This window comes from Pantoea sp. GL120224-02 (assembly GCF_900215395.1).
GTDB classification, from domain to species: domain Bacteria; phylum Pseudomonadota; class Gammaproteobacteria; order Enterobacterales; family Enterobacteriaceae; genus Pantoea; species Pantoea communis.
In genome coordinates, this window is the sequence record NZ_OBEC01000021.1 from 9,870 (window position 1) to 26,342 (window position 16,473).

The window sequence follows — 16,473 nt, forward strand, 5'->3', positions numbered from 1 at the left end:
TGTCCTCCGGTTAATAATGGCGCAACTATAGGCTTTCCTGTGTGAAATTCAATCCTTGCTACAACAAATTTCCACCTGCGGCTCTTCACCTTTTTCCAGCGCTTCAAGAATAGAACAGCAGGCACTGCTATGTAGATCCCCGCAACAGGTCGCGGCTAAACGTTCTAATGAGCGCTGAATGGTTTGCAACTCGGCGATCATGCCATTCACTTCATCCAGACGCCTGGCCACGATCGCTTTGGACTCCTGACAGGTATGGTGCTCGGGATCGATACGGATCGATAATAAACCGCGGATCGAATCAAGGCTGAAACCGAGCTGACGCCCATAGCGGATAAAGCGTAAGCGCTGAAGATCATCATCATTATAGAGACGGAATCCGCCTTCAGTGCGAATCTCATGATCCATCATTTGCTGCTTTTCATAAAAACGTATGGTGTCAGGCGTAACGTCAGCAAGTTTAGCCAGCTGGCCAATTTTATACATGTTACTTCTCCTGAAGCATGCGGTGTCGAATGGCACCGCCATATTCACCACGTAAAAAATCTGTGCTCATTCCTGCCTGCTGTAACTTCATCTCCAGCAGGGTTAATCTTTTTTTGAGTTCACTGGCTTGATGATCGTCAGGATCCAAAAGCTGTAAAAGATCGTTGAGTTGCACAGCTTCGCGGCGCATTTCAAGTTCAGGGGGTAAAAAACCTGAGTTTTTCAGTAATCGATATGCCGTACGTAACTCAGGCGGCACGCCACTTTCGTCTTCGAGCTGTAAAGGTGCACCTTCACCTGGTAGATTACTCAGTTCACCTTTTTCCTGCGCGGCGCGTATCTGCTGTTCTACCAGCTGGTCAATTAACCACATAATGAACCTCTACGACTTACAACAGCGTTCAGCATAGCGAAAGATGGGGGGGATGGGGAATTGGAGACAATAAAAAACCCGCCGAAGCGGGTTTTCTACGTTACTGCAAATTACTCTGCAGCAGCTTCTGCTTGAGCTTCTGGACGATCAACCAGCTCGATGTAAGCCATCGGAGCGTTGTCACCAGCACGGAAGCCACACTTCAGAATACGAGTGTAACCACCGGCACGGCTCGCGAAACGCGGGCCCAGCTCGTTAAACAGTTTTGCCACGATCTCGTTATCACGAGTGCGGGCGAATGCCAGACGACGATTAGCTACGCTGTCGGTCTTGGCAAGAGTAATCAGCGGCTCAACTACGCGACGCAGTTCTTTGGCTTTCGGCAGAGTCGTTTTGATGATCTCGTGACGAACCAGAGAACCGGCCATGTTGCGGAACATAGCCTGACGATGGCTGCTGTTGCGGTTCAGTTGACGACCACTCTTACGATGGCGCATGACCTTATCCTTCTCAGTGAAACCTTAACCTGTGATCTGATTATTCATCAGCAATGCTTGCTGGTGGCCAGTTTTCCAGGCGCATGCCCAGAGACAAACCACGTGAAGCGAGCACATCTTTAATCTCAGTAAGAGATTTTTTACCAAGGTTAGGCGTTTTAAGCAGCTCAACCTCGGTACGCTGTACCAGATCACCGATGTAGTGGATAGCTTCTGCCTTGAGGCAGTTAGCAGAGCGGACAGTCAATTCCAGATCGTCAACAGGGCGCAGCAGGATCGGATCGAATTCTGGTTTCTCTTCTTTCACTTCCGGCTGACGTACATCACGTAAGTCAACGAAAGCTTCCAGTTGTTCTGCCAGGATGGTAGCCGCACGACGAATCGCCTCTTCAGGATCGATTGTGCCGTTGGTTTCCATTTCGATGACCAGCTTGTCCAGGTCGGTGCGCTGTTCTACACGCGCTGCTTCAACATTGTAGGCGATACGGTCTACAGGGCTGTAGCAAGCGTCAACCAACAGACGGCCGATTGGGCGCTCATCTTCTTCCGAATGAATTCGGGCAGAAGCCGGCACATAACCACGACCACGCTGAACTTTGATACGCATGCTAATAGATGCGTTTTCATCGGTCAGATGGCAGATCACATGCTGTGGCTTGACGATTTCGACATCACCGTCGTGGGTGATATCGGCTGCAGTCACAGGGCCAATGCCAGATTTATTCAAAGTAAGGATGACTTCATCTTTACCCTGAACTCTTACCGCCAGCCCTTTCAGATTGAGCAGGATTTCCAGGATATCTTCCTGTACGCCCTCTTTGGTGGAGTACTCGTGGAGCACGCCATCGATCTCAACCTCGGTCACCGCGCAACCCGGCATGGAAGAAAGCAGAATACGGCGCAGTGCGTTGCCAAGAGTATGGCCAAAGCCACGCTCTAACGGCTCAAGGGTCACCTTGGCGTGCGTCGAACTCACTTGCTCGATATCTACCAGGCGCGGTTTTAGAAACTCTGTCACAGAACCCTGCATTGTGTCCTCTCTTTGGTACTAAGCTTTACTTAGAGTAAAGCTCGACGATCAGGTGTTCGTTAATGTCCGCAGACAGATCAGTACGTTCAGGAATACGCTTGAACACACCTTCCATCTTAGTCGCATCAACTTCCAGCCAGGTTGGCTTTTCACGCTGCTCAGCCAGCTCCAGAGCGGCCTTCACGCGAGATTGCTGTTTGGCTTTCTCACGGATGCTAACGACATCATTCGGAGATACCTGATAAGAAGCGATGTTAACAACGCGACCGTTCACCAGGATAGATTTATGGCTAACCAGCTGACGTGCTTCTGCACGAGTGGCACCAAAGCCCATACGGTAAACAACGTTATCCAGACGACCTTCCAGCAGAGCCAACAGGTTTTCACCGGTGTTGCCTTTCAGACGTGCTGCTTCTTTGTAGTAGTTACGGAACTGACGCTCAAGCACGCCGTACATACGACGAACTTTCTGCTTCTCACGTAACTGACCGCCGTAGTCAGACAGACGCGGTTTACGCGCACCGTGCTGGCCAGGTGGTTGTTCAATTTTGCACTTGGTATCGATCGCGCGAACGCCAGACTTAAGGAATAAGTCGGTGCCCTCACGACGGCTCAGCTTGAGCTTAGGACCCAAATATCTTGCCATTTTCTTTCTCCAACTAACCTAAAAACGGGCGTTAAACGCGACGTTTTTTCGGCGGACGACAACCGTTGTGAGGGATTGGAGTCACATCAGTAATATTAGTGATGCGGAAACCAGCAGCGTTCAGAGCACGAATTGTTGATTCGCGACCTGGACCTGGACCCTTAACCATAACTTCCAGATTCTTAATACCGTAATCTTTCACTGCTTCTGCACAGCGCTCTGCAGCTACCTGAGCAGCAAACGGAGTAGATTTACGTGAACCGCGGAAACCGGAACCACCGGCGGTTGCCCAACCCAGTGCGTTACCCTGACGATCAGTGATGGTAACGATGGTGTTGTTAAAAGATGCATGGACATGAGCCACGCCATCTGAGACTTGCTTTCTTACACGCTTGCGTGCACGAACTGGTGCCTTTGCCATTATTTACTCACCCCGATTATTTCTTGATCGGTTTACGCGGACCCTTACGGGTACGTGCATTGGTCTTAGTACGCTGACCGCGAACTGGCAGACCACGACGATGGCGTAAACCACGATAGCAACCAAGGTCCATCAGACGCTTGATGCTCAGGGTGATTTCACGGCGCAGATCACCTTCAACAACGAATTTACCAACTGCTTCACGTAGCTGTTCAATTTGTTCTTCAGACAGCTCTCTGATCTTAACATTTTCAGCGATACCCGTTGAAGCGCAGATGGCTTTAGAACGGGTCTTGCCGATACCGAAGATCGAAGTTAATGCGATTACGGTATGTTTTTGATCAGGAATGTTAATGCCTGCTATACGGGCCACTATGCACTCCTATAATTAAATAAATGCGTCCCATGCTGAAAAGCCCGTTTTCAGGATACTCAAATGGTAACGCATCGACATACAAAAGATTGGCTGGCTAATCTAGCCAGCTCAACCCGACTTTGCAAGAAAAATATGTGACAATATCAGCCTTGGCGCTGTTTATGCTTTGGCTCGGCGCTGCAAATCACACGTACGACACCGTCGCGGCGGATGATTTTGCAGTTACGACATAATTTCTTGACGGAAGCACGAACTTTCATTTTTACTCTCCGTAACTTCTCAAGCGCCTGAATTAACGGCCGTAGCCTTTCAGGTTTGCTTTCTTCAATGCAGACTCATACTGACTCGACATCATCAGAGTTTGCACTTGAGCCATAAAGTCCATGATGACAACCACTACGATAAGCAGCGATGTGCCGCCAAAGTAGAAGGGAACCTTCATGGCATCACGCATGAACTCCGGGATCAGGCAGATAAAGGTAATGTACAGTGCGCCGATTAAGGTCAAACGTGTCATTACTTTATCGATATACTTCGCCGTTTGCTCTCCCGGACGAATTCCCGGTACGAATGCTCCAGACTTCTTCAAGTTATCAGCTGTTTCACGTGGGTTGAAAACCAACGCCGTGTAGAAGAAACAGAAGAAGATGATTGCAGTCGCATAGAGTAGCACATAAAGCGGCTGTCCTGGTTGCAAATACAGCGAAATTGTTGTCAGCCAGTTCCAACCGGTTCCGCCCCCGAACCATGACGCGATGGTTGCTGGGAACAGAATAATGCTGGAAGCAAAGATAGCCGGAATTACACCCGCCATATTCACTTTCAACGGTAAATGTGTGCTCTGTGCAGCATATACACGACGACCTTGCTGACGTTTAGCGTAGTTGACCACAATGCGGCGCTGGCCACGCTCAACGAAAATAACAAAGAACGTCACTGCAAATACAAGAACTGCAACCAACAGCAACAGGAGGAAGTGCAGGTCACCTTGCCGCGCTTGCTCGATGGTATGGCCAATGGCCGGCGGGAGACCCGCAACAATACCTGCGAAGATAATGATCGAGATACCGTTACCGATACCTCGTTCAGTAATCTGTTCGCCCAGCCACATCAGGAACATTGTCCCGGTAACCAGACTTACAACAGCGGTAAAGTAGAATGCGAAACCTGGATTCATTACCAGGCCTTGCATTCCAGGCATATTCGGCAGACCGGTAGCAATACCGATCGACTGGAATACAGCCAAAACCAGGGTGCCATAGCGAGTGTACTGGCTAATCTTACGACGACCAGCTTCACCCTCTTTCTTAATCTCGGCCAACGCGGGATGAACCACCGTCAGCAACTGGATAATAATAGAGGCCGAAATATACGGCATAATACCCAGTGCGAAGATTGAGGCACGACTGAGAGCACCACCAGAGAACATGTTGAACATTTCAATGATGGTGCCACGCTGTTGCTCAAGCAGTTTGGCAAGTACAGTGGCATCGATACCAGGGATTGGAATAAAAGAGCCAATACGGAAGACAATCAGTGCACCGATAACAAACAAAAGTCTGCGCTTCAGTTCACCAAAGCCACCTTTGGCACTTTGAAAATCTAATCCCGGTTGCTTTGCCATCTGCTACTTATTCCTCGATTTTACCGCCAGCAGCTTCGATTGCAGCACGCGCACCTTTAGTGACACGCAGACCACGAATCGTTACCGGTGCAGAAACTTCACCAGACAGAATCACTTTCGCGAACTCGATCTGAACACCGATGATGTTGGCTGCTTTCAGAGTATTCAGGTCAACAATACCGCCTTCAACTTTCGCCAGGTCAGACAGACGAACTTCTGCAGTGACCATTGCTTTGCGAGAGGTGAAACCGAATTTCGGCAGACGACGATACAGAGGCATCTGACCACCCTCGAAACCGCGACGTACGCCACCGCCAGAACGAGAGTTCTGACCTTTGTGACCACGACCACCGGTTTTACCGAGGCCAGAACCGATACCACGACCCAGACGCTTAGAAGCGTGTTTAGACCCTTCGGCCGGAGACAGAGTGTTTAAGCGCATCTCTTACTCCTCCACTTTCAGCATGTAGGAAATCGCGTTAACCATACCGCGCACTGCTGGCGTGTCTTCACGCTCAACGGTATGACCAATACGACGCAGACCCAAGCCAACCAGAGTGGCTTTGTGCTTAGGCAGGCGGCCGATTGAACTGCGGGTTTGTGTAATTTTAATAGTCTTAGCCATCGTGATTACCCCAGAATTTCTTCAACGGATTTACCACGCTTGGCAGCGACCATTTCTGGAGAATTCATATTGCCCAGGCCATCGATAGTTGCACGAACCACGTTAATCGGGTTAGTAGAACCATACGCTTTAGCCAGAACGTTATGCACTCCAGCAACTTCTAAAACAGCGCGCATTGCACCGCCGGCGATGATACCGGTACCTTCAGAAGCTGGCTGCATGAACACACGAGAACCCGTGTGAGCACCTTTAACAGGGTGCTGCAGGGTGCCGTGAGTCAGCGCGACGTTAATCATGTTGCGACGGGCTTTTTCCATCGCTTTCTGGATCGCTGCTGGAACTTCACGCGCTTTACCGTAACCAAAACCAACGCGGCCGTTACCATCACCCACTACAGTCAGTGCGGTGAAGGAGAAAATACGACCACCTTTTACAGTTTTAGATACACGGTTTACCGCGATCAGTTTTTCCTGCAGTTCGCCAGCTTGTTTCTCGATGTTTGACATCTTAGACCTCTACCTTAGAACTGAAGGCCAGCTTCACGGGCAGCATCTGCCAGTGCCTGGACACGACCATGATATTGGAACCCGGAACGGTCGAAAGAAACATTAGTAATGCCTTTCTCGACAGCGCGCTCAGCCAGAGCTTTACCTACAGCTGCAGCAGCGTCTTTGTTACCGGTGTACTTCAGTTGTTCGGCAATAGCTTTTTCTACAGTAGAAGCAGCAACCAGAACTTCGGAACCGTTCGGGGCGATCACCTGTGCGTAAATATGACGCGGGGTACGATGTACCACCAGGCGAGTAGCACCCAGCTCTTTGAGCTTGCGACGTGCACGGGTCGCACGACGGATACGAGCAGATTTCTTATCCATAGTGTTACCTTACTTCTTCTTAGCCTCTTTGGTACGCACGACTTCGTCGGCGTAACGAACACCCTTGCCTTTGTAAGGCTCAGGACGACGGTAGGCGCGCAGATCCGCTGCAACCTGACCAATCAGCTGTTTATCAGCGCCTTTCAGCACGATTTCAGTCTGAGTTGGACATTCAGCAGTGATGCCGGCCGGCAGTGCATGGTCAACAGGGTGAGAGAAGCCCAGGGCCAAGCTCACAGAGTTGCCTTTAACAGCTGCACGATAACCAACACCAACCAGTTGCAGCTTCTTGGTGAAGCCTTCGGTAACACCGATAACCATGCCGTTCAGCAGCGCACGAGCAGTACCTGCCTGTGCCCAAGCGTCCGAGAAGCCTTCGCGTGGAGCGAAAGTCAGGGCGTTGTCTGCATGCTTAACTTCTACAGCACTGTTGATAGTACGAGTCAGCTCGCCGTTTTTGCCTTTGATCGAAACTTCCTGACCGTTGAGTTTTACCTCTACGCCCGCAGGAACAACGACAGGTGCTTTTGCAACACGAGACATTTTATCCTCCGATTACGCTACGTAGCAGATAATTTCGCCACCAAGACCAGCCTGGCGCGCTGCACGATCAGTCATGACACCTTTAGAGGTAGAGATTACAGCGATGCCCAGACCAGCCATTACTTTTGGCAGCTCATCTTTTTTCTTATAGATGCGCAGACCTGGACGGCTAACACGCTGAATGCTCTCTACCACAGCCTTGCCCTGGAAATACTTTAAAGTAACTTCCAGCTCAGACTTGATGTCGCCTTCGATTTTAAAATCTTCAATGTAGCCTTCTTCCTTCAGCACGTTGGCAATTGCCACTTTCAGCTTGGAGGAAGGCATAGAGACCGCAACTTTGTTCGCGGCCTGACCGTTACGGATACGGGTCAGCATATCCGCGATCGGATCTTGCATGCTCATCTGTGTTACTCCCGTGATTCAAATGGTGACAATTACCAGCTAGCCTTTTTCAGACCCGGGATTTCACCGCGCATTGCGGCTTCACGGACCTTGATACGGCTCAACCCAAACTTCCGCAGGAAACCGTGCGGACGACCTGTCTGACGGCAGCGGTTACGCTGACGGGAAGGGCTGGAATCACGCGGCAGACTCTGCAGCTTGAGAACGGCATCCCAACGATCTTCGTCGGATGCGTTCACATCAGAAATGATCGCTTTCAGTTCTGCGCGCTTAGCGAAGAACTTGTCTGCTAATTTCACACGCTTTACTTCGCGTGCTTTCATCGATTGCTTAGCCATTAAGTAACCCTACCTTACTTGCGGAACGGGAAGTCAAAGGCAGCCAGCAGAGCACGGCCTTCATCATCAGATTTCGCAGTAGTGGTAATGGTAATATCCAAACCACGAACGCGATCGACTTTGTCATAATCGATTTCTGGGAAGATGATCTGCTCACGAACGCCCATGCTGTAGTTACCGCGACCATCGAAAGACTTAGCAGACAAGCCGCGGAAGTCACGAATACGTGGTACAGCAATAGTGATCAGGCGCTCAAAGAACTCCCACATGCGCTCGCCGCGCAGAGTTACTTTACAGCCGATCGGATAGCCCTGACGGATTTTGAAGCCTGCAACTGATTTGCGTGCTTTGGTGATCAACGGTTTTTGACCGGAGATTGCTGCCAGGTCAGCTGCTGCGTTATCCAGCAGTTTCTTGTCAGCGATCGCTTCACCAACACCCATGTTCAGGGTGATCTTCTCGACCCGAGGGACTTGCATGACAGAATTGTAGCCGAACTCAGTCATGAGTTTCTGGACTACTTCGTCTTTGTAGTAATCATGCAGTTTCGCCATCGTACTACTCCAAATTACTTGATAGTTTCGCTATTAGACTTGAAGAAACGGACTTTTTTGCCTTCTTCGAATCTAAAGCCTACACGGTCAGCCTTGCCGGTTGCCGCATTGAAGATTGCAACGTTAGAAACCTGAATAGCAGCTTCTTTTTCAACGATGCCGCCTGGTTGGTTCAGAGCCGGAACCGGCTTCTGGTGTTTCTTAACCAGGTTGATACCTTCAACGATGACCTTACCAGAAGTCAGGACATTCTTTACTTTACCGCGTTTACCTTTGTCTTTACCGGTAATCACGATAACTTCGTCGTTACGACGGATTTTCGCTGCCATTGCTCGCTCCTTAGAGTACTTCTGGTGCCAGAGAGATAATTTTCATGAACTTTTCAGTACGAAGTTCACGAGTTACCGGCCCAAAAATACGCGTACCGATAGGCTGCTCGCTGTTATTGTTTAAAATAACGCATGCATTACCATCGAAGCGAATGACAGAACCGTCCGGGCGACGAACACCCTTCCTGGTGCGCACCACTACCGCCTTCAGGACATCACCTTTCTTAACTTTACCGCGAGGAATTGCTTCCTTGATGGTAACTTTAATGATGTCGCCGACGCCTGCGTAGCGACGGTGCGAGCCACCCAGAACCTTGATACACATTACGCGACGTGCACCGGAGTTGTCGGCGACGTTCAGCATAGTCTGTTCTTGGATCATTTTAGTGCTCCGCTAATGTCAACTACTACTTCGGGACCCAAACCTCAGGTCGTTAAAAAGCCCCATAATTGAGGGCGCGGCATTATAACACCGGTTCTCGCAGATGGGTAGAAAAAATGAACGGCTCAGACGAGCCGTTCATTTTATTTTTTAGAGGAAACGGATTCTATTACAGAACCGCTTTCTCTACAACGCGAACCAGCGCCCAAGACTTAGTCTTAGACAGTGGACGGGTTTCGCGGATTTCTACCACGTCACCGATTCCACATTCGTTGTTCTCGTCATGGATGTGCAGCTTAGTCGTACGCTTGATGAACTTACCGTAGATCGGGTGTTTCACGACACGTTCGATAGCAACTACTGCAGATTTCTGCATTTTGTCACTAATTACACGACCCTGCAGAGTACGGATTTTATCGGTCATTACGCCGCCTTCTCAGTCAGTAAAGTCTTAACACGTGCAACATTACGACGCACTTGCTTCAGCAGATGGGTCTGCTGCAGCTGGCCGGATGCTGCCTGCATGCGCAGGTTGAATTGCTCACGCAGCAGGTTAAGAAGCTCAGCGTTCAGCTCTTCAACGCTTTTTTCACGCAGCTCATTTGCTTTCATTACATCACCGTCTTAGTAACAAAGGTGGTTTTGATAGGCAGTTTTGCTGCTGCCAGCTTGAATGCTTCACGGGCAAGCTCTTCCGGAACACCGTCCATTTCATACAGGACTTTACCCGGTTGGATCAGGGCAACCCAATACTCCACGTTACCCTTACCTTTACCCATACGCACTTCAAGCGGCTTCTCGGTGATCGGTTTGTCCGGGAATACACGGATCCAGATCTTACCTTGACGCTTAACTGCACGGGTCATAGCACGACGTGCTGCTTCGATCTGACGAGCAGTCAGACGACCACGGCCAACAGCTTTCAGACCGAAAGTACCGAAGCTGACATCCGTACCCTGCGCCAGACCACGGTTGCGGCCTTTGTGCACTTTACGGAATTTCGTACGCTTTGGTTGTAACATCAGCGACTCTCCTTACTTACGGCCTTTACGCTGCTGCTTTTTAGGTTGAGCAGCCGGTTCCGGTTGTTCAACAGCAGCCATACCACCCAGGATCTCACCTTTGAAGATCCATACCTTAACGCCGATTACACCATAAGTGGTGTGCGCTTCAGAGGTGTTGTAGTCAATGTCTGCACGCAGAGTGTGCAGTGGCACGCGACCTTCACGGTACCATTCGGTACGTGCGATCTCGGCTCCGCCCAAACGGCCGCTAACTTCGACTTTAATACCCTTCGCGCCCAGACGCATTGCGTTCTGAACAGCACGCTTCATCGCACGACGGAACATCACACGACGCTCCAGCTGTGAAGTGATGCTATCAGCAACCAATTTAGCGTCCAGTTCCGGTTTACGGACTTCGGCGATATTGATCTGTGCAGGAACGCCAGCGATTTTCGCTACGACCGTGCGCAGTTTTTCTACGTCTTCACCCTTCTTACCGATAACGATACCCGGGCGAGCGGTGTGAATGGTCACACGGATGCTCTTAGCCGGACGCTCGATAACGATACGAGATACAGACGCTTTAGCCAGTTCCTTAGTCAGGAACTGACGTACTTTAAAATCGCTGTCCAGGTTGTCAGCGAATTCTTTGGTGTTCGCAAACCAGGTAGAGTTCCATGGTTTTACAATACCCAGGCGAATACCATTAGGATGTACTTTCTGACCCATTGCTAGTCTCCAGAGTCTCAGCGATCGGACACAACCACAGTAATGTGGCTGGTGCGCTTCAGGATGCGATCTGCACGACCTTTCGCACGCGGCATAATGCGCTTCATGCTTGGGCCTTCGTCTACGAAGATTTTCGCGACTTTCAGATCGTCGATATCAGCGCCATCGTTGTGTTCGGCGTTCGCAATGGCAGATTCCAGGACTTTCTTAACCAACACAGCAGCTTTCTTGTTGGTGTAGGTCAGAATATCCAGAGCCTGCGACACTTTCTTACCGCGAATCAGGTCAGCAACAAGGCGGACCTTCTGAGCAGAAGAACGAGCATGGCGATGTTGAGCAATAGTTTCCATCTCTTCCTCCTACTTATTTCTTCTTGGCTTTCTTATCTGCAGCATGGCCGCGATAAGTACGTGTCGGTGCAAATTCACCCAGTTTGTGGCCGACCATTTCGTCGGATACAAAGACAGGAACGTGCTGACGACCATTATGGACAGCGATGGTCAAACCGATCATGTTAGGGAAGATCGTTGAACGACGGGACCAAGTGCGCAGGGGCTTCTTGTCACCGCTTTCCACCGCTTTCTCTACCTTCTTCAGCAAGTGCAGGTCAATAAAAGGACCTTTCTTGAGAGAACGTGGCATGGCTTATCCTCTAAAATTATTTGCTACGGCGACGTACGATAAATTTATCAGTACGCTTGTTGCTACGGGTCTTCTTACCTTTGGTCTGAACGCCCCACGGAGTTACCGGGTGCTTACCAAAGTTACGACCTTCACCACCACCGTGCGGGTGATCGACTGGGTTCATCGCAGTACCGCGAACGGTAGGACGAACACCACGCCAACGGGTTGCACCAGCTTTACCCAGAACGCGCAGCATGTGCTCAGCGTTACCGACTTCGCCCAGGGTTGCGCGGCAGTCGATTTCGACTTTACGCATTTCGCCTGAACGCAGACGCAGGGTTACGTAGGAACCATCACGCGCAACGATCTGCACGTAAGTACCAGCTGAGCGAGCAATCTGACCGCCTTTGCCTGGTTTCATTTCTACGTTGTGAACGGTAGAACCCACCGGGATGTTACGCATTGGCAGGGTGTTACCTGCTTTAATCGCAGCATCAACGCCAGATTGAACCTGATCACCAGCTTTCAGGCCTTTAGGGGCCAGGATGTAACGGCGCTCGCCATCTTTGTACAGAACCAGTGCGATGTTCGCAGAACGGTTCGGATCGTACTCAAGACGCTCAACAACTGCTGGGATACCATCTTTGTTGCGTTTGAAGTCAACAATACGGTAAGCCTGCTTGTGACCACCACCGATATGACGGGTAGTGATACGACCATTGTTGTTACGACCACCGGATTTGCTGTTTTTTTCTAACAGCGGAGCAAAAGGTTTGCCCTTGTGCAGCTCTGGGTTCACCACTTTAACTACGTGACGACGACCCGGAGATGTCGGTTTACATTTAACAACTGCCATTGTCTTTCTCCTCCGACTTACTCAGCGCCGCCGACGAAGTCCAGATTCTGGCCTTCCTTCAGGGTGACGTAAGCTTTTTTCCAGTCGCTACGACGACCGATACGCTGTCCGTGACGCTTAACTTTACCCTTAACAACCAGGGTGTTTACGTCTTTAACTTCAACTTCGAACAGCTTCTCAACAGCAGCAACGATCTCTGCTTTGGTCGCGTCTTTAGCAACTTTGAGAACGATGGTATTGCTTTTTTCCATCGCAGTAGATGCTTTTTCAGATACGTGCGGTGCACGTACGACTTTCAGCAGACGTTCTTCACGGATCATGCCAGCATCTCCTCAACTTGCTTAACTGCTTCCGCAGTCATAACGACTTTGTCGAAGGCGATCAGGCTAACTGGGTCGATACCTGCTGCATCACGCACGTCAACCTTGTACAGGTTACGCGCAGCCAGGAACAGATTCTCATCCAGTTCACCGGTGATGATCAGCACGTCTTCCAGCGCCATGTCTTTCAGTTTCTGTGCCAGCAGCTTAGTTTTAGGCGCTTCTACAGAGAACGTCTCGACAACGATCAGACGGTCCTGACGTACCAGTTCGGACAGGATGCTTTTCAGCGCGCCGCGGTACATCTTCTTGTTAACTTTTTGACTGTGGTCCTGTGGACGCGCAGCGAAGGTCACGCCACCTGAACGCCAGATCGGGCTCTTTACAGAACCTGAACGCGCACGGCCGGTACCTTTCTGGCGCCAAGGCTTTTTGCCTGAACCAGTTACTTCAGCACGAGTTTTCTGCGCACGAGTACCCTGACGAGCACCAGCGGCATAAGCAACAACAACCTGGTGAACCAGCGCTTCGTTGAAATCACGACCGAAGGTAGTTTCGGAAACAGTCAGCGCGCTCTGCGCGTCTTTCAGTACTAATTCCATTGCTATCCCCTTACGCCTTCACAGCTGGTTTAACAATCAGGTCGCTGCCGGTTGCACCCGGGACAGCACCTTTGACCAGCAGCAGGTTGCGCTCAGCGTCAACACGTACCACTTCCAGGCTCTGAACGGTTACGCGCTCGTTACCCAGTTGACCAGCCATTTTCTTGCCTTTGAACACTTTGCCCGGAGTCTGGTTCTGACCGATAGAACCCGGAACGCGGTGAGACAAGGAGTTACCGTGTGTAGCGTCCTGGGTACGGAAGTTCCAGCGCTTAACGGTACCTGCGAAACCTTTACCTTTAGAGGTACCGGTAACGTCTACTTTTTTAACGTCAGCGAAAATTTCAACACTGATGCTCTGGCCTACTGAGTACTCTTCACCTTCGGTGCGGAATTCCCACAGACCACGGCCAGCTTCAACGCCAGCTTTAGCAAAATGACCTGCTTCCGGCTTGCTCACACGGTTTGCTTTTTTAGCACCGGTGGTCACCTGGATAGCCTGGTAACCGTCGTTTTCCAGGCCTTTGACCTGAGTAACGCGGTTTGCTTCAACTTCGATTACGGTTACTGGGATTGAAACGCCATCTTCAGTGAAGATGCGAGTCATGCCCACTTTTTTACCGACTAAACCAATCATTGTATCAACCTCTCAATCGCTCGATGACCTGATTAACCCAGGCTGATCTGCACGTCAACACCGGCAGCCAGATCCAGACGCATCAGTGCATCAACGGTTTTTTCAGTTGGCTCAACGATGTCTACCAGACGCTTGTGAGTACGGATCTCGTACTGATCGCGCGCGTCTTTGTTAACGTGCGGAGAGATCAGAACGGTGAAACGCTCTTTGCGAGTTGGCAGCGGGATCGGACCACGTACCTGCGCACCAGTGCGCTTGGCAGTCTCAACGATTTCCGCGGTTGATTGATCGATCAGGCGATGATCAAACGCTTTAAGACGGATACGGATTCTTTGGTTCGACATGAGACCAAGGCTCCAAACATTTTATAAACGAAAAGAATTACTACCCACACCCATTACGATTGATGGAGGAGTGTAATCGTTCAGCATATAACTCCCCAATCGGGAGTATTGTCAGGTGATACATAGCTTGCTATCACCTGCGATTCTGCTCGAATCGCGCCATACCAATATCGGCAGGCCCGCGCATTATACGCAAATCAGTTCAGGAAGCAACCCGTGATGCGTTTTTAACCACATCAATTGCGGACTAAATACGAAAAAGCCTGTATGGGGCTCGATATTTCCCCCTACAGGCTCTGTGACATTGCTACAACGAAAGGGTTTTAGTCTGTGCTTTCTTCTTTTAATTGCGCCTGCAGGTAATTCTGCAAACCGAGTTTTTGAATCAGGTCGAGTTCTGTTTCCAGCCAGTCAATGTGATGCTCTTCCTCACCCAGAATCTCAATCATCATGTCGCGGCTGACGTAATCATGCACCTTGTCGGCATAGGCAATCGCTTCACGTAAATCCTTCGCCCCTTCTAACTCCAACGTCAGATCGGATTGCAACATTTCCGGGACATCTTCACCAATACGCAACCGGCCGAGATCCTGCAAATTTGGAATCCCTTCAAGGAAAAGAATGCGCTCGATGTATTTGTCCGCATGCTTCATTTCATCGATGGATTCGTGATACTCGACATCGTTGAGGCGAATAAGCCCCCAGTTTTTGAACATACGTGCATGAAGAAAGTACTGATTAATCGCAACCAGTTCATTCCCCAGCAGTTTATTGAGATGAGTTATGATTTTACTGTCGCCCTTCATTTTGCTTCCTCCGCTTCCAGGTAAATAGATCGTAGATGCGGATAAAAAGAAGTCAAAAAAACAGGACTGTTTTTGTGGTTATTGCCAGAGGCTGTCGAGTCGACCTAAGCGATTTCTTTGTACAGCGGTACCTTCTGCAGCTCATCATCCATAATCTCGCGCGCAAAACGGATGCACTTACCACACTGTTTTCCGATAGGAACCAGTTGACGAAGATGTTGGATCGATTTGGGCTGATAGCGACGCACTACTTCACGGAGGGTTTTGTCACTCACGGCATTACACAGACAGACGTACATTTACTGCGACTCCAGTACAAATTCTGATCAAAGTGTAAATGAGAATGGTTTTTATTTCAAACGTAGCTTTTGTGTGGGATTGGCTTGAGCGGTGAATTTCAGGCAAAAAAAAAAGAGCACCGAAGTGCTCTCTTTTCGTGCTGCGGTGGCTACCTAAGCAACCACCGACATTAACGCAATTAAGCGAGAACTTCAGCAACAACGCCCGCACCAACAGTACGGCCGCCTTCACGGATTGCGAAACGCAGACCCTGGTCCATCGCGATTGGGTGGATCAGCTCAACGGTCATTTTCACGTTGTCGCCTGGCATTACCATCTCAACGCCTTCTGGCAGCTCAACGTTACCAGTCACGTCAGTAGTACGGAAGTAGAACTGTGGACGGTAGCCTTTGAAGAACGGAGTATGACGGCCGCCTTCGTCTTTAGACAGTACGTATACTTCTGATACGAACTTGGTGTGTGGCTTGATGGTGCCTGGCTTAGCCAGTACCTGACCACGCTGGATGTCTTCACGCTTGATACCGCGCAGCAGAACACCACAGTTTTCACCCGCCTGACCCTGGTCCAGCAGCTTACGGAACATTTCAACGCCAGTACAGGTAGACTTAACAGTCGCCTTGATACCAACGATTTCAACTTCGTCGCCCACTTTAACGATACCGCGCTCAACACGACCGGTTACAACAGTACCACGGCCTGAGATTGAGAATACGTCTTCGATTGGCAGCAGGAACGGCAGGTCGATTGC

33 protein-coding genes are annotated in these 16,473 nt (G+C 50.2%); all 33 read right to left on the reverse strand.

All coding sequences use genetic code 11. From position 1 onward, the window contains the following. Nucleotides 1-48: 48 nt before the first annotated feature. Nucleotides 49-486, reverse strand: coding sequence for a Zn(2+)-responsive transcriptional regulator (gene zntR / locus CRO33_RS23695; RefSeq protein ID WP_058960612.1), 438 nt, complete (start codon nucleotides 484-486; stop codon nucleotides 49-51). A gap of 1 nt (nucleotide 487) precedes the next feature. Further along, a complete protein-coding gene (locus CRO33_RS23700) occupies nucleotides 488-859 on the reverse strand; it encodes a DnaJ family domain-containing protein (protein ID WP_097119788.1) in 372 nt (123 codons plus the stop codon). 110 nt (nucleotides 860-969) lie between these two features. Further along, nucleotides 970-1,356 (reverse strand): 50S ribosomal protein L17, encoded by a 387-nt coding sequence (gene rplQ, locus CRO33_RS23705; protein ID WP_003850180.1) that lies wholly within the window; start codon nucleotides 1,354-1,356, stop codon nucleotides 970-972. Nucleotides 1,357-1,396: 40 nt separating this feature from the next. Then, nucleotides 1,397-2,386, reverse strand: a complete 990-nt coding sequence (locus CRO33_RS23710) for a DNA-directed RNA polymerase subunit alpha (RefSeq protein ID WP_007891688.1) — start codon at nucleotides 2,384-2,386, stop codon at nucleotides 1,397-1,399. Between the two features lie 25 nt (nucleotides 2,387-2,411). Next, nucleotides 2,412-3,032 carry a 30S ribosomal protein S4 gene (rpsD, locus tag CRO33_RS23715; protein WP_007891687.1) on the reverse strand — a complete coding sequence of 207 codons (621 nt, stop codon included), beginning with the start codon at nucleotides 3,030-3,032 and terminating at the stop codon, nucleotides 2,412-2,414. 31 nt (nucleotides 3,033-3,063) lie between these two features. Continuing rightward, nucleotides 3,064-3,453, reverse strand: a complete 390-nt coding sequence (rpsK, locus tag CRO33_RS23720; RefSeq protein WP_004160563.1) for a 30S ribosomal protein S11 — start codon at nucleotides 3,451-3,453, stop codon at nucleotides 3,064-3,066. A gap of 16 nt (nucleotides 3,454-3,469) precedes the next feature. Next, a complete protein-coding gene (gene rpsM, locus CRO33_RS23725) occupies nucleotides 3,470-3,826 on the reverse strand; it encodes a 30S ribosomal protein S13 (protein ID WP_034830736.1) in 357 nt (118 codons plus the stop codon). A 146-nt stretch (nucleotides 3,827-3,972) separates the two neighbouring features. Further along, a complete protein-coding gene (gene rpmJ, locus CRO33_RS23730; protein ID WP_004160566.1) occupies nucleotides 3,973-4,089 on the reverse strand; it encodes a 50S ribosomal protein L36 in 117 nt (38 codons plus the stop codon). Nucleotides 4,090-4,121: 32 nt separating this feature from the next. After that, the gene (gene secY / locus CRO33_RS23735; protein ID WP_007891686.1) at nucleotides 4,122-5,453 is read right to left on the reverse strand and encodes a preprotein translocase subunit SecY; all 1,332 of its coding nucleotides are present in this window, start codon (nucleotides 5,451-5,453) and stop codon (nucleotides 4,122-4,124) included. Nucleotides 5,454-5,460: 7 nt separating this feature from the next. Beyond that, nucleotides 5,461-5,895, reverse strand: coding sequence for a 50S ribosomal protein L15 (rplO, locus tag CRO33_RS23740; RefSeq protein ID WP_034830738.1), 435 nt, complete (start codon nucleotides 5,893-5,895; stop codon nucleotides 5,461-5,463). A gap of 3 nt (nucleotides 5,896-5,898) precedes the next feature. Further along, a complete protein-coding gene (gene rpmD / locus CRO33_RS23745; protein ID WP_021186404.1) occupies nucleotides 5,899-6,078 on the reverse strand; it encodes a 50S ribosomal protein L30 in 180 nt (59 codons plus the stop codon). A gap of 5 nt (nucleotides 6,079-6,083) precedes the next feature. Then, complete coding sequence (gene rpsE / locus CRO33_RS23750; protein ID WP_007891679.1) at nucleotides 6,084-6,584, reverse strand: 30S ribosomal protein S5; 501 nt, start codon at nucleotides 6,582-6,584, stop codon at nucleotides 6,084-6,086. Nucleotides 6,585-6,598: 14 nt separating this feature from the next. After that, entirely contained in the window at nucleotides 6,599-6,952 is a 354-nt protein-coding gene (rplR, locus tag CRO33_RS23755; protein WP_008104733.1) for a 50S ribosomal protein L18, read from the reverse strand. Nucleotides 6,953-6,961: 9 nt separating this feature from the next. Further along, nucleotides 6,962-7,495, reverse strand: coding sequence for a 50S ribosomal protein L6 (gene rplF / locus CRO33_RS23760; RefSeq protein ID WP_034830740.1), 534 nt, complete (start codon nucleotides 7,493-7,495; stop codon nucleotides 6,962-6,964). 12 nt (nucleotides 7,496-7,507) lie between these two features. Further along, nucleotides 7,508-7,900 carry a 30S ribosomal protein S8 gene (rpsH, locus tag CRO33_RS23765; protein WP_007891668.1) on the reverse strand — a complete coding sequence of 131 codons (393 nt, stop codon included), beginning with the start codon at nucleotides 7,898-7,900 and terminating at the stop codon, nucleotides 7,508-7,510. A 32-nt stretch (nucleotides 7,901-7,932) separates the two neighbouring features. Then, nucleotides 7,933-8,238, reverse strand: coding sequence for a 30S ribosomal protein S14 (gene rpsN, locus CRO33_RS23770; protein ID WP_006120592.1), 306 nt, complete (start codon nucleotides 8,236-8,238; stop codon nucleotides 7,933-7,935). A gap of 14 nt (nucleotides 8,239-8,252) precedes the next feature. Then, the gene (gene rplE, locus CRO33_RS23775; protein WP_013510763.1) at nucleotides 8,253-8,792 is read right to left on the reverse strand and encodes a 50S ribosomal protein L5; all 540 of its coding nucleotides are present in this window, start codon (nucleotides 8,790-8,792) and stop codon (nucleotides 8,253-8,255) included. 14 nt (nucleotides 8,793-8,806) lie between these two features. Further along, nucleotides 8,807-9,121: a 50S ribosomal protein L24 gene (gene rplX / locus CRO33_RS23780; RefSeq protein WP_034830741.1), complete on the reverse strand. Its 315-nt coding sequence runs from the start codon at nucleotides 9,119-9,121 to the stop codon at nucleotides 8,807-8,809. Nucleotides 9,122-9,131: 10 nt separating this feature from the next. Beyond that, nucleotides 9,132-9,503 (reverse strand): 50S ribosomal protein L14, encoded by a 372-nt coding sequence (gene rplN, locus CRO33_RS23785; RefSeq protein WP_006120590.1) that lies wholly within the window; start codon nucleotides 9,501-9,503, stop codon nucleotides 9,132-9,134. A 169-nt stretch (nucleotides 9,504-9,672) separates the two neighbouring features. After that, nucleotides 9,673-9,927, reverse strand: coding sequence for a 30S ribosomal protein S17 (gene rpsQ / locus CRO33_RS23790; protein ID WP_008104738.1), 255 nt, complete (start codon nucleotides 9,925-9,927; stop codon nucleotides 9,673-9,675). Continuing rightward, on the reverse strand, nucleotides 9,927-10,115 hold the full coding sequence (gene rpmC / locus CRO33_RS23795; RefSeq protein ID WP_034830743.1) for a 50S ribosomal protein L29: 189 nt from the start codon (nucleotides 10,113-10,115) through the stop codon (nucleotides 9,927-9,929). The genes rpsQ and rpmC overlap by 1 nt, the downstream gene beginning before the upstream one ends. After that, the gene (gene rplP, locus CRO33_RS23800; protein WP_002438716.1) at nucleotides 10,115-10,525 is read right to left on the reverse strand and encodes a 50S ribosomal protein L16; all 411 of its coding nucleotides are present in this window, start codon (nucleotides 10,523-10,525) and stop codon (nucleotides 10,115-10,117) included. The genes rpmC and rplP overlap by 1 nt, the downstream gene beginning before the upstream one ends. Nucleotides 10,526-10,537: 12 nt before the next feature. Continuing rightward, the gene (gene rpsC, locus CRO33_RS23805) at nucleotides 10,538-11,236 is read right to left on the reverse strand and encodes a 30S ribosomal protein S3 (protein ID WP_034830744.1); all 699 of its coding nucleotides are present in this window, start codon (nucleotides 11,234-11,236) and stop codon (nucleotides 10,538-10,540) included. Between the two features lie 17 nt (nucleotides 11,237-11,253). Beyond that, on the reverse strand, nucleotides 11,254-11,586 hold the full coding sequence (gene rplV, locus CRO33_RS23810; RefSeq protein WP_007891659.1) for a 50S ribosomal protein L22: 333 nt from the start codon (nucleotides 11,584-11,586) through the stop codon (nucleotides 11,254-11,256). Between the two features lie 13 nt (nucleotides 11,587-11,599). After that, complete coding sequence (rpsS, locus tag CRO33_RS23815) at nucleotides 11,600-11,878, reverse strand: 30S ribosomal protein S19 (RefSeq protein ID WP_001138115.1); 279 nt, start codon at nucleotides 11,876-11,878, stop codon at nucleotides 11,600-11,602. A gap of 16 nt (nucleotides 11,879-11,894) precedes the next feature. Beyond that, entirely contained in the window at nucleotides 11,895-12,716 is an 822-nt protein-coding gene (gene rplB, locus CRO33_RS23820) for a 50S ribosomal protein L2 (protein ID WP_034830746.1), read from the reverse strand. A 17-nt stretch (nucleotides 12,717-12,733) separates the two neighbouring features. Further along, complete coding sequence (gene rplW / locus CRO33_RS23825) at nucleotides 12,734-13,036, reverse strand: 50S ribosomal protein L23 (protein ID WP_034830749.1); 303 nt, start codon at nucleotides 13,034-13,036, stop codon at nucleotides 12,734-12,736. Beyond that, nucleotides 13,033-13,638 carry a 50S ribosomal protein L4 gene (rplD, locus tag CRO33_RS23830; RefSeq protein WP_034830751.1) on the reverse strand — a complete coding sequence of 202 codons (606 nt, stop codon included), beginning with the start codon at nucleotides 13,636-13,638 and terminating at the stop codon, nucleotides 13,033-13,035. The genes rplW and rplD overlap by 4 nt, the downstream gene beginning before the upstream one ends. A 10-nt stretch (nucleotides 13,639-13,648) precedes the next feature. After that, nucleotides 13,649-14,275 carry a 50S ribosomal protein L3 gene (gene rplC / locus CRO33_RS23835; RefSeq protein WP_038644330.1) on the reverse strand — a complete coding sequence of 209 codons (627 nt, stop codon included), beginning with the start codon at nucleotides 14,273-14,275 and terminating at the stop codon, nucleotides 13,649-13,651. A gap of 32 nt (nucleotides 14,276-14,307) precedes the next feature. Beyond that, complete coding sequence (gene rpsJ / locus CRO33_RS23840) at nucleotides 14,308-14,619, reverse strand: 30S ribosomal protein S10 (RefSeq protein WP_006120582.1); 312 nt, start codon at nucleotides 14,617-14,619, stop codon at nucleotides 14,308-14,310. A 323-nt stretch (nucleotides 14,620-14,942) separates the two neighbouring features. After that, nucleotides 14,943-15,425, reverse strand: a complete 483-nt coding sequence (gene bfr / locus CRO33_RS23845; protein ID WP_034830757.1) for a bacterioferritin — start codon at nucleotides 15,423-15,425, stop codon at nucleotides 14,943-14,945. A 104-nt stretch (nucleotides 15,426-15,529) separates the two neighbouring features. Further along, entirely contained in the window at nucleotides 15,530-15,724 is a 195-nt protein-coding gene (gene bfd / locus CRO33_RS23850; protein WP_034830760.1) for a bacterioferritin-associated ferredoxin, read from the reverse strand. 179 nt (nucleotides 15,725-15,903) lie between these two features. Then, on the reverse strand, nucleotides 15,904-16,473 hold a 570-nt coding region (locus tag CRO33_RS23855), incomplete at its 5' end, for an EF-Tu/IF-2/RF-3 family GTPase (protein WP_255253311.1).